Annotated in this window: 13 protein-coding genes; 1 reads left to right on the top strand and 12 read right to left on the bottom strand. The window is 55.8% G+C overall.

The features are described 5' to 3' along the window. Positions 1-119: 119 nt before the first annotated feature. The 12 genes from nuoL to GVK32_RS11885 all read right to left on the bottom strand — a co-directional run bounded on the left by nuoL (position 120) and on the right by GVK32_RS11885 (position 13,612). Positions 120-1,961 carry an NADH-quinone oxidoreductase subunit L gene (nuoL, locus tag GVK32_RS11940; protein WP_041146557.1) on the bottom strand — a complete coding sequence of 614 codons (1,842 nt, stop codon included), beginning with the start codon at positions 1,959-1,961 and terminating at the stop codon, positions 120-122. Further along, positions 1,958-2,260, bottom strand: coding sequence for an NADH-quinone oxidoreductase subunit NuoK (nuoK, locus tag GVK32_RS11935; protein WP_002913148.1), 303 nt, complete (start codon positions 2,258-2,260; stop codon positions 1,958-1,960). The genes nuoL and nuoK overlap by 4 nt, the downstream gene beginning before the upstream one ends. Then, on the bottom strand, positions 2,257-2,811 hold the full coding sequence (gene nuoJ, locus GVK32_RS11930; protein ID WP_159865913.1) for an NADH-quinone oxidoreductase subunit J: 555 nt from the start codon (positions 2,809-2,811) through the stop codon (positions 2,257-2,259). The genes nuoK and nuoJ overlap by 4 nt, the downstream gene beginning before the upstream one ends. A gap of 10 nt (positions 2,812-2,821) precedes the next feature. Next, complete coding sequence (gene nuoI / locus GVK32_RS11925) at positions 2,822-3,364, bottom strand: NADH-quinone oxidoreductase subunit NuoI (protein ID WP_015365590.1); 543 nt, start codon at positions 3,362-3,364, stop codon at positions 2,822-2,824. Between the two features lie 14 nt (positions 3,365-3,378). Then, the gene (gene nuoH / locus GVK32_RS11920) at positions 3,379-4,356 is read right to left on the bottom strand and encodes an NADH-quinone oxidoreductase subunit NuoH (protein ID WP_159865910.1); all 978 of its coding nucleotides are present in this window, start codon (positions 4,354-4,356) and stop codon (positions 3,379-3,381) included. Then, positions 4,353-7,079 carry an NADH-quinone oxidoreductase subunit NuoG gene (nuoG, locus tag GVK32_RS11915; protein WP_159865907.1) on the bottom strand — a complete coding sequence of 909 codons (2,727 nt, stop codon included), beginning with the start codon at positions 7,077-7,079 and terminating at the stop codon, positions 4,353-4,355. Before nuoG ends, nuoH begins: the two co-directional genes overlap by 4 nt. Positions 7,080-7,162: 83 nt before the next feature. Further along, entirely contained in the window at positions 7,163-8,500 is a 1,338-nt protein-coding gene (gene nuoF, locus GVK32_RS11910; protein WP_159865904.1) for an NADH-quinone oxidoreductase subunit NuoF, read from the bottom strand. Then, on the bottom strand, positions 8,497-8,997 hold the full coding sequence (nuoE, locus tag GVK32_RS11905) for an NADH-quinone oxidoreductase subunit NuoE (protein WP_041146562.1): 501 nt from the start codon (positions 8,995-8,997) through the stop codon (positions 8,497-8,499). The genes nuoF and nuoE overlap by 4 nt, the downstream gene beginning before the upstream one ends. A gap of 2 nt (positions 8,998-8,999) precedes the next feature. Beyond that, positions 9,000-10,808 carry an NADH-quinone oxidoreductase subunit C/D gene (gene nuoC / locus GVK32_RS11900; RefSeq protein ID WP_159865902.1) on the bottom strand — a complete coding sequence of 603 codons (1,809 nt, stop codon included), beginning with the start codon at positions 10,806-10,808 and terminating at the stop codon, positions 9,000-9,002. Between the two features lie 88 nt (positions 10,809-10,896). Then, positions 10,897-11,571, bottom strand: a complete 675-nt coding sequence (gene nuoB / locus GVK32_RS11895; protein WP_159865899.1) for an NADH-quinone oxidoreductase subunit NuoB — start codon at positions 11,569-11,571, stop codon at positions 10,897-10,899. 15 nt (positions 11,572-11,586) lie between these two features. Then, a complete protein-coding gene (gene nuoA / locus GVK32_RS11890) occupies positions 11,587-12,033 on the bottom strand; it encodes an NADH-quinone oxidoreductase subunit NuoA (RefSeq protein ID WP_004865103.1) in 447 nt (148 codons plus the stop codon). Positions 12,034-12,685: 652 nt separating this feature from the next. Next, positions 12,686-13,612 (bottom strand): LysR family transcriptional regulator, encoded by a 927-nt coding sequence (locus GVK32_RS11885; RefSeq protein WP_159865896.1) that lies wholly within the window; start codon positions 13,610-13,612, stop codon positions 12,686-12,688. A gap of 882 nt (positions 13,613-14,494) precedes the next feature. Between GVK32_RS11885 and alaA the strand changes: the two genes are divergently transcribed. After that, positions 14,495-15,712, top strand: a complete 1,218-nt coding sequence (gene alaA, locus GVK32_RS11880; protein WP_041146565.1) for an alanine transaminase AlaA — start codon at positions 14,495-14,497, stop codon at positions 15,710-15,712. Positions 15,713-15,786 lie beyond the last annotated feature (74 nt).

Here is a 15,786-nt window from a genome sequence, read left to right as displayed (position 1 = left end):
CTTCGCCGATGACGCCTGTACCTCAGGAACAGATTTTCAACGAATTCTAAAATTCTTTTAGGGTTTGTCGGCCGGATAAGTGCAGCGCCATCCGGCAATCACTCACCCAGCCAACAAACTCAACGCAGTACCATCAGCAGCGCCAGCACGACAACCGCACCGATGCTCATTGACGCGACATACCAGCGTAAATAGCCGTTCTCGCTTAACAGCAGGCCTTTACCTGCAAAGCGGGAGAGGATAGCCGGAATGTTCATCATCGAGTTCAGCGGATCGCTTTTCAGCAGCCACGCCACGCCGAGGAACGGTTTCACGAACACCTTGTCGTACAGCCAGTCGAAGCCCCAGGCGTTGTACCACCAGGTGCCGAGCAGGCGGCCAGGGGCGCTGTTGGCGATGGAGGTCACCAGCGTGCGTTTACCCAGCCACAGCCATGCGGCGATCAGGATACCGGCGATAGCCACAATCCCGGAGACGATTTCCAGCGTCATCACGCGGCCGTGCTCAAGTTCGGTGGTCTGCGGCAGTACGCCCTGCAGCGGTGGCACAATCATGGCGCCAACGAAGGTGGAGAGAACCAGCAGAATAATCAGCGGCAGGTGATGGGTAATCCCCTTGCCTGCGTGAGCGTGAATCTGCTCTTTGCCGTGGAACACGATGAAAATCATGCGGAAGGTATACAGCGAGGTCATAAACGCGCCGACCAGGCCGGCAACCATCAGATTGAGATGACCGTTAGCCATTGCGCCGGCGAGGATCTCATCCTTACTGAAGAAGCCTGCGGTGATGAGCGGCAGTGCGGACAGCGCCGCGCCCCCCACCAGGAAGCAGACGTACACCAGAGGAATCGATTTACGCAGGCCGCCCATTTTGAAGATGTTCTGCTCGTGATGGCAGGCCAGAATGACCGAACCGGACGAGAGGAACAGCAGCGCTTTGAAGAACGCGTGGGTCATCAGATGGAAAATCGCCGCGTCCCATGCCTGAACGCCCAGCGCCAGGAACATGTAGCCAATCTGACTCATCGTCGAGTAGGCCAGCACGCGTTTGATGTCGGTTTGCACCAGCGCGGCAAACCCTGCCAGCACCAGCGTCACCGCACCGACGATACCCACCAGATGCAGAATTTCCGGCGTCATCAGGAACAGACCGTGCGTACGCGCAATCAGATACACGCCCGCGGTCACCATGGTTGCGGCGTGGATCAGCGCGGAGACCGGGGTCGGGCCCGCCATCGCGTCCGCAAGCCAGGTCTGCAGCGGCAGCTGGGCGGATTTACCCACCGCGCCGCCCAGCAGCATCAGCGTCGCCCACGTCAGCATGTTGTTGCCGGCTTCGAAGTGCTGGGGCGCCAGCTCGACCATTTCGCGGAAGTTCAGGGTTCCCAGCTCGTTGTAGAGAATGAACAGCGCGAAGGCGAGGAACACGTCGCCGACGCGGGTCACCACAAACGCTTTCATCGCCGCGGCGCCGTTCTTCGGATCGGTATAGTAGAAACCGATCAGCAGATAGGAGCACAGGCCCACGCCTTCCCAGCCGAGGTACATCAGCAGCAGGTTATCGGCGAGCACCAGAACCACCATGCTGGCGATAAACAGGTTGGTGTAGGCGAAGAAGCGGGAGTAGCCCTCTTCCCCGCGCATGTACCAGGAGGCGAACATGTGGATCAGGAAACCGACGCCGGTGACCACCGAGAGCATGGTCAGGGAGAGACCGTCCAGCACCAGGTTAAAGCCGATGTTGAAATCGCCCACCGACATCCACGTCCACAGCGGAACGCTGATCGCCTGCCTGCCGTTAGCAAAGAAGTCCATCCCAACGAAGGCCGTAACTAGCGCGGCCAGGCCTACCGACCCCATCCCCACAGTGGCGGAGAGGTTTTCCGACCAGCGCCCGCGGGAAAAGGCCAGCAGCACAAAGCCAATCAATGGCAAAAGAATGGTTAAGGAAAGCATGTTCATCCACGCAACTCACTTACTGAATCGATGTTCAGGTTCTGGCGGCGACGATGGAGCTGCAGTAGCAGCGCCAGACCGATACTCGCTTCCGCAGCCGCAAGGCTGATCGCGAGAATGTACATTATCTGACCATCGGCCTGACCCCAGTAGCTTCCGGCAACCACGAAGGCTAACGCCGCGGCGTTGATCATGATCTCCAGGCTAATCAGCATAAACAGCAGATTGCGGCGAATCACCAGCCCCGTCAGACCGAGAACAAACAGGATCGCGGCGAGGATCAGTCCATGTGTTAAGGGGATCATGCGTGCTCCTCCGTTTTTCTTTTGTCGCTATCGTTCTGGCGGTTGCTCAGCACTTCACCGATGCGCTCTTCGCGGCCGATGTGGAAGGCAACGACCAGACCGGCCAGCAGCAGCATGGAGGCCAGCTCCACCGCCAGTACGTACGGGCCAAACAGCGCAATACCGACTTCTTTCGCGCTTATCGCGGTGCCTTCAATGCCCTGATCGTTAAGACCGAGGATGGCATAAACGATAACCACCAGCAGCACCGCGGAAAGGATGGCCGGGCCGATCCAGATCCCCGGCTGCAGCCACTTACGTTCCTGCTCAATTTCTCTGCCGCCCAGGTTAAGCATCATCACTACGAAGACGAACAGCACCATGATGGCCCCGGCGTAGACGATGATCTCCAGCGCCCCGGCGAAGTACGCGCCCAGCGCGAAGAACACGCCAGCAATCGCTAACAGCGAAATAATCAGGTACAGCAGCGCGTGCACCGGATTAGTGTGGGTGATCACCCGCAGGGTTGCGAGGATGGCGATAAGGCCACAGATATAAAAAGCGAATTCCATTGCCCTCTCCTTACGGTAACAGGCTCTTGACGTCGATAGGCTTAGCTTCGTTCTCTGCTTCGCCCTTATCTTTGCCGTCGATTGCCATACCCGCCATCCGGTAGAAGTTATATTCCGGGTATTTGCCCGGACCGGAAATCAGCAGATCCTCTTTTTCGTACACCAGATCCTGACGCTTGTATTCACCCAGTTCGAAGTCCGGGGTCAACTGAATCGCCGTGGTTGGGCACGCTTCTTCACACAGACCGCAGAAAATGCAGCGTGAGAAGTTGATGCGGAAAAACTCCGGGTACCAGCGGCCGTCTTTGGTCTCTGCTTTTTGCAAAGAGATACAGCCTACCGGACACGCTACCGCACACAGGTTACAGGCAACGCAGCGCTCTTCGCCGTCCGGATCGCGCGTCAGCACGATGCGGCCACGATAGCGCGGCGGCAGATATACCGGCTCTTCCGGGTACATCTGGGTTTCACGTTTGGCGAAGGCGTGCATCCCGATCATGCAGATACTGCGGACCTGGGTGCCGAACCCCACCAATAATTCTTTTAAGGTCATGGTCAATTCACCCCTTATTGCGCCTGCCAGAGAATGACAGCCGCCGTTACCAACAAGTTGATCAGCGTTAATGGCAGGCATACCTTCCAGCCAAAGGACATTACCTGGTCATAACGTGGACGCGGTAATGATGCGCGGATCAAAATGAACATCATCATGAAGAACGCAGTTTTCAGCGCGAACCAGATGAACGGAGGTAACCATGGGCCATTCCAGCCGCCGAAGAACAGCGTCACAATCAGCGCCGAAACGGTGACAATCCCGATATATTCACCGACGAAGAACAGGCCGAACTTCATGCCGGAATATTCGATGTGGTAACCGTCGGCCAGTTCCTGCTCGGCTTCCGGTTGGTCAAACGGGTGACGGTGACACACGGCCACGCCCGCAATCGCAAAGGTAACAAAGCCAAAGAACTGCGGGATAACGTTCCACAGATGCGCCTGGTTGTTGACGATATCGCCCATATTGAACGATCCCGCCTGCGCCACCACGCCCATCAGGGAGAGGCCGAGGAACACTTCATAGCTCAGCGTCTGCGCGGAGGCGCGCATCGCGCCCAGCAGCGAGTATTTGTTATTACTCGACCAGCCGGCAAACAGCACCGCGTAGACCGCCAGGCCTGCCATCATCAGGAAGAACAGGATGCCGATGTTCAGGTCGGCCACCACCCACGACGGGCTGACCGGCACGATAGCAAAGGCCAGCAGCAGCGAGGTAAAGGCAATAACCGGGGCCAGAGTAAAGATCACGCGATCGGTAAAATGCGGAACCCAGTCCTCTTTAAAGAACATTTTGATCATGTCGGCAACCAGCTGCAGCGAACCGCCCCAGCCGACGCGGTTAGGTCCATAGCGGTTCTGGAACAGCCCGAGCAGACGACGTTCGCCGAAGCTCATGAATGCGCCACAGGTGACAACCACCAGCAGAATGACCACCGCCTTCAGGATGCTTAACAGAATGTCGATGAGATCCGGTGTTAACCAACTCATGCTTTTGCCTCCTGCAGAGTATCAATACGCGCTCCGGTCAGAACCGGCGCAATGCCAGGCATCCCCATCGGTAGGCCAACCTGCCCTGCCGTCAGGCCCGCAGAGATAATCAGCGGCAGGCTGAGCAGATGACCCTCAACGCTGAAGGAAACCATCGCCCCCGCGTTGACGCCAAGCTTCGCGGCATCTTCCGGGTTAAGCTTGAGATACGGCTGCGGCATGCGGCTCTGGAACACCGGCGAGCGCTGCGACAGCTCATCGCTGCCGAACAGATGGTAGTACGGCGCAATCCGCCATTTCCCTTCTTCGGCCTGGAAGCTTGCCGGCACCGCGGTAAAGTAGTCCAGACCCTCGGCGGAGGCTTCAATCAGGCGCACGCCCGGATCGCCGTGGCGCAGCTTACCGCCCACTTCATCCTGGAATTTGTTCCACGCCTGCGGTGAGTTCCAGCCCGGCGCCCACGCAAACGGAATTTGCGAGCGCGGGGCGGACGGCTGGTTGTTCCCTTCCATCGAGAAGGCAAACATGGTGTCTTTGTCCTGCGGCTGGCGCGGTTCATGCACGCTGATATTGGCGCGCATCGCCGTGCGGCCGCTGTAGCGATGCGGTTCACGGGCCAGCTTCTGACCGCGAATGCGGAAGCTCGCGTCCGGCGCGGCATCTTTAATGCCTGCTAGCTGCGGCAGCTTAGCCACCACCGCGTCAATCACGTGGTCCAGCTGCGTCCAGTCAACCTGACGGTTGTCGACGGTGCTGTGCAGAGAATGCAGCCAGCGCCAGCTCTCCAGCATCACGGTATTCGCATCGTAGTAGGCCGGGTCATAAACCTGGAAGAAACGCTGGGCGCGCCCTTCGTTGTTGACCACCGTGCCGTCGCTTTCTGCAAAGCTTGCCGCAGAGAGCACCAGGTGCGCTTTTTCCATGATCGCGGTGCGCTGATGGTCAACAACCATCACCAGCGGCGCTTTGGCCAGCGCAGCGTCTACACGCGCGGCGGAAGCATGACGATGCAGATCGTTTTCCAGCACGATAACCGCGTCGGCAGCGCCGGTTTCCAGCTCGCTCAACGCCTCTTCCAGCGAACCGCCGCCGATCATACCCAGACCGACGCTGTTCACCGCGCGGGCAACCATGGTCACACCGACGTCTGCGCCGCGAACTTTCAGCGCCTTAGCCACGTTGGCCGCCGCCTGAATAATCTCGATGCTACCGGCGTTGGTTCCGGAGACGATCAGCGGTTTCTTCGCCCCGGCCAGCGCCTGGACGATCACGTCAATTTTGCCCTGCAGATCTTTGCTCAGGCCTTCCACCGCCGGCGAGGTTTCATCCAGCGCGTGCGCGATGGCGAAGCCCAGCCGCGCCTGATCTTCAACCGGCGCGCGGTAGGTCCACGCGGCGACGTCGTCCAGACGGGTGTCGTCGATATTGGTGACAAACAGCGGATGCTTCGCACGCTGGCCGATATTAAGGATCGCGGCAATCTGCCAGTCGGCGACTTTCTGCGCCGCGGCCATTTCACGCGCTTTACCTTTCACCGCCTGGCGTACGGCCAGCGCAATGCGGGCGCCGGTTTGGGTAATATCTTCCCCCAGCACCAGTACCGCATCGTAGGATTCAATGTCGCGCAGCGTCGGGGTATGAATACCGCCGTCGCGCAGCACCGTCAGCATCATCTGCAGACGTTCCTGCTCAGCTTTAGCGATGCCGGTATAGAAGTTCTCGGCGCCGACCAGCTCGCGCAGCGCAAAGTTGCTTTCGAGGCTGGCGCGCGGGGAGCCGATGCCGATCGCTTTTTTCGACTGACGCAGAATATCCGCCGCACCCTGCATGGCCTGTTCGGCGTTGAGGGCGATTAGGTCGTCGCCGCGGCGTTGAACCGGCTGACGCGGACGGTCTTTCAGGTTCACGTAGCCATAGCCGAAACGACCGCGGTCGCAGAGGAAGTAGCGGTTGACGGTGCCGTTGTAGCGGTTTTCGATACGACGCAGTTCGCCGTAACGCTCACCCGGGCTGATGTTACAACCGATGGAGCACTGCTGGCAGATGCTTGGCGCAAACTGCATATCCCATTTACGGTTATAGCGCTCGGAGTGCGTTTTATCGGTGAACACGCCGGTCGGGCAGACCTCAACCAGGTTGCCGGAGAATTCGCTCTCCAGCACGCCGTCTTCCGGACGACCGAAGTAGACGTTGTCGTGAGCGCCATAAACGCCCAGATCGGTGCCGTCAGCGTAGTCTTTGTAGTAGCGTACGCAGCGGTAGCAAGCGATGCAGCGGTTCATTTCATGCGAGATGAACGGCCCCAGATCCTGATTGCGGTGGGTGCGCTTGGTAAAGCGGTAGCGACGGAAGCTATGACCGGTCATCACGGTCATATCCTGCAGGTGGCAGTTACCGCCCTCTTCGCAGACCGGACAGTCGTGCGGGTGGTTGGTCATCAGCCACTCAACCACGCTTTCGCGGAACTGCTTCGCTTCGCCGTCGTCAATGGAAATAAAAGTGCCGTCCGATGCCGGTGTCATACAGGACATCACCAGGCGACCACGCGTGTCTTCCGCGTTTTGATATTGCTTCACCGCACACTGGCGGCAAGCGCCGACGCTCCCGAGCGCCGGGTGCCAGCAAAAGTATGGAATATCAAGACCGAGAGAGAGACAAGCCTCTAGCAGGTTGTCCGCTCCGTTGACCTCGTATTCTTTGCCGTCTACATGAATCGTAGCCATTAGCATGCTTCCAAATTAAAAAAATCGTTACCACTTCCTCACTCAGCTGCCGTCTTGACGCAGGCTGAATGAGTCGGTGGGAATCACCAGCGCGTCTTAAGCAGGTTCGGCTGAATCCCGTTGATTGCATGGGTATTACTGAACTGCTGCTTAATGCCTGCTTCGAATTCGTCGCGGAAATATTTAATGGCGCTTTGCAGCGGTTCGACCGCGCCTGGCGCATGCGCGCAGAAGGTTTTACCCGGCCCAAGGAATCGACACAGTTGCTCAAGTGTCTCGATATCACCCGGCTGGCCTTCGCCGCGCTCAATGGCGCGCAGGATCTTCACGCTCCACGGCAGGCCATCGCGACATGGCGTACACCAGCCGCAGGACTCACGGGCGAAGAACTCTTCAAGGTTACGCACCAGCGAAACCATGCCAATCTCGTGGTCGACGGCCATCGCCAGCGCGGTACCCAAACGGCTCCCCGCTTTACCAATACTTTCGAACTCCATCGGCAGGTCGAGATGCGCTTCGGTCAGGAAGTCAGTCCCTGCACCACCCGGCTGCCAGGCTTTAAACTTCAGGCCATCACGCATACCGCCGGCATAGTCTTCGAGGATTTCACGCGCGGTGGTACCAAACGGCAGCTCCCAGACGCCCGGATTTTTCACCCGGCCAGAGAAGCCCATCAGCTTGGTACCGGCATCTTTGCTGGTAGAAATGTTCTGATACCACTCGACGCCGTTGGCCAGAATGGCCGGGACGTTACACAGGGTCTCAACGTTGTTGACGCAGGTCGGCTTACCCCAAACGCCGGAGCTCGCCGGGAACGGCGGCTTGGAGCGCGGGTTGGCGCGACGACCTTCGAGGGAGTTAATCAGCGCGGTCTCTTCACCGCAGATGTAGCGCCCTGCCCCGGTGTGCACGAACAGTTCGAAATCGAAACCGGTGCCGAGAATGTTTTTGCCCAGCAGGCCGGCTTCGGTCGCTTCGGCAATGGCACGGCGTAAATGAACCGCCGCTTCAATATATTCGCCGCGCAGGAAGATGTAGCCGCGGTACGCTTTCAGCGCAAACGCGGAGATCAGCATGCCTTCCACCAGCAGGTGCGGCAGCTGCTCCATCAGCAGGCGGTCTTTATAGGTGCCCGGCTCCATCTCATCGGCGTTACACAGCAGGTAACGGATGTTCATGGATTCGTCTTTCGGCATCAGGCTCCACTTCAGACCGGTGGAGAAGCCCGCGCCGCCGCGCCCTTTCAGGCCGGCGTCTTTCACCTGATTGACGATCTCATCCGGCGCCAGGCCCAGCAGTGCCTTACGGGCGCCCTCGTAGCCGTTTTTGCTCTGATACTCATCCAGCCATACCGGCTGTTTGTCATCGCGCAGGCGCCAGGTTAGCGGATGCGTTTCGGGAGTTCGGATAACGTTTTTCATTTATACCGCTCCAGCAAATCAGGAATTCCTTCCGGCGTCAGATGACTGTGGGTGTCTTCATCAATCATCATGCTTGGGCCTTTATCACAGTTACCCAGACAGCAGGTCGGTAACAGGGTAAAGCGGCCATCAAACGTCGTCTGACCCGGCTTGATATTCAGCTTTTGCTCAAGTGCGGCCTGAATCCCCTGATAGCCGGTGATGTGACACACCACGCTGTCGCAGTAGCGAATAACGTGACGGCCAACCGGCTGACGGAAGATCTGGCTGTAGAAGGTCGCAACGCCTTCGACATCGCTTGCCGGGATCTCCAGTACGTCTGCGATCGCATAGATCGCGCCATCCGGCACCCAGCCGCGCTGTTTCTGAACGATCTTCAGCGCTTCGATGGACGCCGCACGCGGGTCTTCGTAGTGGTGCTTCTCGTGCTCAATTGCCTCACGTTCTGCCGCACTCAGCTCAAAAGCCTCGGTTTGTGGTTGTTGATTTTCGTGCATAATTAGCGGTCCACGTCTGACATAACAAAATCGATACTACCCAGATATACGATAAGATCGGATACCAGGCTGCCGCGAATCGCCGCCGGAATCTGCTGCAGGTGCGCATAGCTCGGCGTGCGGATACGGGTGCGATAGCTCATGGTGCTGCCGTCGCTGGTCAGGTAGTAACTGTTAATACCCTTCGTCGCTTCAACCATCTGGAAGGATTCGTTGGCCGGCATCACCGGGCCCCAGGAAACCTGCAGGAAGTGGGTGATCAGGGTTTCGATATGCTGCAGCGTGCGCTCTTTCGGCGGCGGCGTGGTCAGCGGATGATCCGCCTTGAACGGCCCTTCCGGCATATTATCGAGACACTGCTGAAGGATGCGCAGGCTCTGGCGCAGTTCTTCGACTTTTAACATCACGCGGGTGTAGCAATCGGAGATGCCGCCGCCGGTCGGGATTTCAAAGTCGAAGTTTTCATAGCCTGAATACGGACGCCATTTACGCACGTCGAAGCCAATGCCGGTCGCGCGCAGGCCAGCACCGGTGGTGCCCCACTCCAGCGCTTCTTTCGCATTGTAAGCGGCCACCCCTTTCGAACGGCCAATCAGAATGCTGTTACGCAGCGCGGCCTTTTCGTAGGAATCCAGACGCTTTGGCATCCACTCAAGGAATTCACGCAGCAGGCGATCCCAGCCGCGCGGCAGGTCATGCGCGACGCCGCCGATGCGGAACCACGCAGGGTGCATACGGAAACCGGTGATGGCTTCTACCAGATCGTAGATTTTCTGGCGATCGGTAAAGGCAAAGAACACCGGCGTCATGGCGCCAACGTCCTGAATAAAGGTGGAGATGTACAGCAGGTGGCTGTTGATGCGGAACAGCTCGGAGAGCATCACGCGAATCACGTTGACGCGATCCGGCACGGTTATACCCGCCAGCTTTTCTACCGCCAGCACGTACGGCATCTCATTGACGCAGCCGCCGAGATATTCGATTCGGTCGGTGTAAGGAATGTAGCTGTGCCACGACTGGCGCTCGCCCATCTTTTCAGCACCGCGGTGGTGGTAGCCGATATCCGGAACGCAGTCGACGATCTCTTCGCCATCCAGCTGCAGAACGATACGGAAAGCACCGTGCGCGGAGGGGTGGTTCGGGCCGAGGTTAAGGAACATAAAGTCCTCATTTTCGGTCCCGCGCTTCATGCCCCACTCTTCCGGCTTGAAGGTCAGCGCTTCCATTTCCAGATCCTGTTTCGCTTTCGTCAGCTCAAACGGGTCGAATTCGGTGGCGCGTGCCGGATAGTCTTTACGCAGCGGGTGGCCTTCCCAGGTCGGTGGCATCATGATGCGCGTCAGGTGCGGGTGGCCTTCGATATCAATGCCAAACATTTCCCACGTTTCACGCTCATACCAGTTGGCGTTAGGGAACAGTTTGGTCAATGTCGGCACGCGCAGATCGTTTTCGGATAATGCTACCTTGAGCATGATATCGCGATTGCGTTCGATAGAAATCAGGTGATAGAAAACGGAAAAATCCGCGGCGGGTAGCCCGTCACGGTGGGTGCGCAGACGTTCGTCCATGCCGTGCAGATCGAACAGCATGATGTAAGGTTTTGGCAATCTCTTCAGGAAATCGGCCACCTCGAGCAGCTGCTCGCGCTTCACCCAAACTACCGGTACACCGGTACGAGTTGGCTGAACGGTAAAGCCATCCGGGCCAAAACGATTGCGCAGTTCGCCGATCACCGGGTCATCAAGGTGATCGCGGGTTTGCCAGGCTGGTGCGGCATCATGCGCGTTTAAATCGGTCATATTGTTCACCATTGCAAAAGGTCCGTCGTTCTGCCGGGCGACGCTTCGCGCTGTTGTAGATTGATTTGCGAAGTATTTTACCGCCGCCCGCAGGCGCAAATTAAATCTCGTCCGGAGTCCGCAGATTGGTCACTGCAATGCGTTCGCCGCGTTTACGCTCACGTTCCGACTGCATGTTGGCGCGATAAACGCCCTGATCGCCAACCACCCACGAGAGAGGACGGCGCTCTTTACCAATAGATTCCTGCAGCAGCATCAGCGCCTGCATATAAGCTTCCGGACGCGGCGGACAGCCCGGGATGTAAACATCAACCGGAATAAATTTATCTACGCCCTGCACGACAGAATAAATATCGTACATACCGCCGGAGTTGGCACACGCCCCCATGGAAATAACCCATTTCGGCTCCAGCATCTGATCGTAAAGACGCTGAATAACCGGTGCCATCTTGGTGAAGCAGGTGCCCGCGATCACCATCAGGTCAGCCTGACGAGGAGAGGCACGCAGAACTTCTGCGCCAAAACGCGCGACGTCATGCACCGCGGTGAATGACGTCACCATTTCTACGTAGCAGCAAGAAAGGCCGAAGTTATAGGGCCAGATTGAGTTCTTACGGCCCCAGTTCACCATGTCATGCAGCGCGTGTTCGAGTTTCCCCATATACACGCTTTTGTTGACTTCTTGCTCCAGGGGGTCAGTTACGATCTCCTGTTTTTGCAGGGGGTAACGGTCGTTCTCACCGTTAGGATCTATGCGGGTGAGCGTATAATCCATCTTATTGCCTCGCTTTTACTGCATATGACGGTTAGTGGGACTGTCTGTTTCTGAGTTAACCAGCGTGCGACGGGAACGCGCAGGCGTCCAATCCAGTGCGCCGATACGTACGAGATAAACCAGACCAGCCAGTAGCACTAAAATGAAAATTGCGGCTTCCACAAAGCCAACCCAACCGCTTTCGCGGATAGAGGTCGACCATGCGTAGAGATACAGGGCTTCCACGTCGAAGATAACGAAGAACATGGCAACCAGATAAAACTTCGCAGAAAGACGTAAGCGAGCCGAACCAACGGAGTCGATCCCCGATTCAAACGGCGTGTTTTTGCTTCGCGCGCGCGCGCGACCGCCGAGGTACCAGCCCCCGACAAGCATCAGGCAGCACAGGCCGATGGCAATGATGAGAAATATAGCGAATGCCCAATGATGAGCGATGACTTCAGTGGATGTTGACATACGCATTGCTTAACCAAAAAAGTGTAGCGCTAAACCCTCTGCTCTTACTGGCAGATGAACGCCACAGCGTTTCACGGGGAGGAATAAAAAAATAACCTTGCAAAAAAGCGTCCCTACTTATCGTAGAAGGCCACATGCGCTGGCTTTTTACCCCTTTCTTTAACCTTTTGTCAACTTCAACAAAAGTTTTAACAACATTAATTTACATTACGTTTTTTTCATTAACATTAAATGCCCTTTTATGCGAAATAACCTTGCATACCAATTGGATTTAGTGTTGTTGAATCGTGTCCGTTTCCATTGTAAATCATAATTACCCGCCTATTTTGACAGGATTTAGCCTCGATTCCTCCCCCTAAGGAGGGGTATTTTCTTGATCTGTGACACGCTTTTGTTAATTAAACCAAAAAAACAGCAACAAACTGGCCCGTTTTTTAACATTAGCATGAACTATTGAAAGTGCAGGGAAAAGTAGAGAAGTGTAGGTCGGATCACCACTAACCAACTGATATTAATAACAATAAAACAACAATATATTAAAAATAACTGTAAAATAAGAAAAAAAAGAACCGCAGGGTCTAATTCTCACCTCAGCGGCTCCTTTTTGCATTTACATTTTGTTACCAGCTTTTTGTGACCAATGTGGCTTAAATACCCCTCAGGAGATGAGGGTATGGCCTCCCCCTTCGGGGGTAAAGAGCGGGTCCGACGACCAGGGATTATGGTCCTGGCTCAGCGACTGAAAGATGGCCTGCGCCAGTTCGCTCACGCTCTGCGGATCGCAGCTCAAAACGTAGCGAGTATCCGGTAATCCCGGCAGGCCGTCGCTCTTGCCAACCACCCGCAGCTCGGGGCTCATCATCTCAACCGGCCGCGCCGTCACGCCAAGCCCGGCTTTCACCGCCGCTTTAACGCCTGCCAGTGAGGATGCCGAGTGGGCCAAATGCCACGGCGTCTTCGCGCTATTGAGCGCCGAGGTAATATCATCCCGGAAGGGGCCGGGCCCCTCAAGCAGGATCAGCGGTACCGACGCCTCGTGCGGCAGCACGTAGTCCGCCGCGCAGTACCACAGGGTTGGCGACGTGCGCAGCGTCAGCATTTCAAAGCTGTCAGACTGATGGGTGGTCAACGCCAGATCTATCGCGCCGTTTGCCAGTCTCTCCACCGCCTCGGCATGATTGAATACCTTAATTTCCAGGGTCAGCCGCGGGTAGAAGCTGCCGATCCGATTAAGCAAAAACGGTAAAATAGTATCCGCCGTTTCGTCGGTGGCGCCGATAGTCAACGTCCCCTGCAAGCTGCTAAACATCAACGACATGCAGGCTTCGTCGTTAAAGCGCAGAATTTTACGCGCATAGCCGAGCAGCTGAATGCCTTGCTCAGTTAATAGCTTATTGCGCCCGTGGCGGGCAAAGAGCTCTTTTCCGACCAGCTGCTCCAGCCGCTGCATCTGCTGGCTCACCGCAGACTGGGTACGGCGTACCGCCGTAGCGGCGGCAGCAAACGTACTCAAATCGGCAACGGCAACAAACGTTCTCAGCAGATCGAGGTCGAGATTTAGTATTGGACGATTTGCATTCATCATGTTGCTTCACTCACAGGTAGCTATCGCTGACCTGCCTTGTTGATGCTGTGCTCCAGGTTTCCGGCTATTCCTTGAGCCTCGTGTCATCCGCAAAAAGGAAACGGGCAACAGCTGGAAGAACGTTATTGCATTTGAAAGTGCTCGTCCGCGTCAATTGTGCGGAACCTCTGAGTCATATTTTGTTCGTACGCCTAAGCTTTTTCTAATTACGGCGAGCCGCTTTATGTGACCTGATTCAAAAAGCCATCTACAGCGCAGCCCTGCACGTCAATACGCAGTCTGCCTACGCAAAAGCTTGCTGAACGACAAACAAAAAACCTGCAATAACAATATATTAACAATAAAAACCGCATTATTTACGAGGTTTATTTGATATTAACAACGACATCCTAACCGAAAACAGCCTTATTTATAAGGGTAAATCAGTATTATTAAATATAATTTTAAACATTTTTTCAGGACTTTAATTAAATTAACAAAACCAGGATTATTCATTGCCAAAAAAATAAGACTCATTAATCTCTTAGATGTTTTTATTAAGTATATTTAACATTACCGCTACAGTCTTCCCCCGTCAGTTAAAAGCATAGTGCTTTTTTGTGAGCAAAAAAGTATCAGCGCAGGACCTCCCCGCCGTCTCAAACCAGATAAACGCTCATCATATAGCGATAAAACCACAAGATATGACCAATAAAATACGACTTACAGGCATATTATATAAACACGGAAGCCAATCAACAGATAAATCAATTACCCTAAAAAAAGAATATTAGCAAAATCTTCTCCTGCTAACCCTTCAAAACAGCGGGGATGAAGAGTACATTGTTCCGAGCTGACTTCCACGGCAGGGAGTGGCGATAACAGCTAAAAAGGCAAAGATTCATGTCCCCTATCGAAAAATCCAGCAAGTTAGACAACGTCTGTTACGACATCCGCGGCCCGGTTCTCAAAGAAGCGAAGCGCCTTGAAGAAGAAGGCAATAAAGTCCTCAAGCTGAACATCGGCAACCCGGCGCCGTTTGGCTTCGATGCCCCGGATGAAATCCTCGTTGACGTCATTCGTAATTTACCGACCGCCCAGGGCTACTGCGACTCTAAAGGCCTCTACTCGGCGCGCAAAGCTATCATGCAGCATTATCAGGCCCGCGGCATGCGCGACGTGACGGTTGAAGATATTTATATCGGCAACGGCGTATCGGAACTGATTGTCCAGGCCATGCAGGCGCTGCTGAACAGCGGTGACGAAATGCTGGTCCCGGCGCCGGATTATCCCCTGTGGACGGCGGCAGTATCGCTCTCCAGCGGCAAAGCAGTGCACTATCTTTGCGATGAATCCGCCGACTGGTTCCCGGATCTCGACGATATTCGCGCAAAAATCACCCCACGCACCCGCGGGATCGTGATTATTAACCCGAACAACCCGACCGGCGCGGTCTATTCAAAAGAGCTGCTGCTGGAGATCGTCGAAATTGCTCGCCAGCATAATCTGATCATCTTTGCTGATGAAATCTACGACAAGATCCTCTACGACGAAGCCCAGCACCACTCGATCGCCGCGCTGGCTCCCGATCTGCTGACGATTACCTTTAACGGCCTGTCAAAAACCTATCGCGTCGCCGGCTTCCGCCAGGGCTGGATGGTGTTGAACGGACCGAAAAAACACGCTAAGGGCTATATCGAAGGCCTGGAAATGCTGGCCTCCATGCGCCTGTGTGCCAACGTTCCGGCGCAGCATGCCATTCAGACGGCCCTTGGCGGCTATCAAAGCATCAGCGAGTTTATTGTTCCCGGCGGGCGCCTGTATGAACAGCGTAACCGCGCCTGGGAGCTGATTAACGAGATCCCGGGTGTCTCCTGCGTGAAGCCGAAAGGCGCGCTCTATATGTTCCCGAAAATAGACGCTAAGCGCTTTAACATTCACGACGATCAGAAAATGGTGCTCGACTTCCTGCTGCAGGAGAAAGTGCTGCTGGTACAGGGTACCGCCTTTAACTGGCCGTGGCCGGATCACGTGCGTATCGTGACCCTGCCTCGCGAAGACGATCTGGAAATGGCCATTTCACGTTTCGGCCGCTTCCTCTCGGGCTATCACCAGCTCTGATAAGTCGAACCCGCCGCCGGTATTTGCATCCGGCGGCAATCCCTGCGCACAATGGAACCCGATGTCGTCACTGA

The sequence above is a fragment of the Klebsiella sp. 18074 genome, assembly GCF_902705905.1.
In the GTDB taxonomy this organism is placed as follows: domain Bacteria; phylum Pseudomonadota; class Gammaproteobacteria; order Enterobacterales; family Enterobacteriaceae; genus Klebsiella; species Klebsiella terrigena.
Note: the sequence above shows the minus strand (reverse complement) of the source record. Positions and strands in the feature narration are given on the sequence as shown.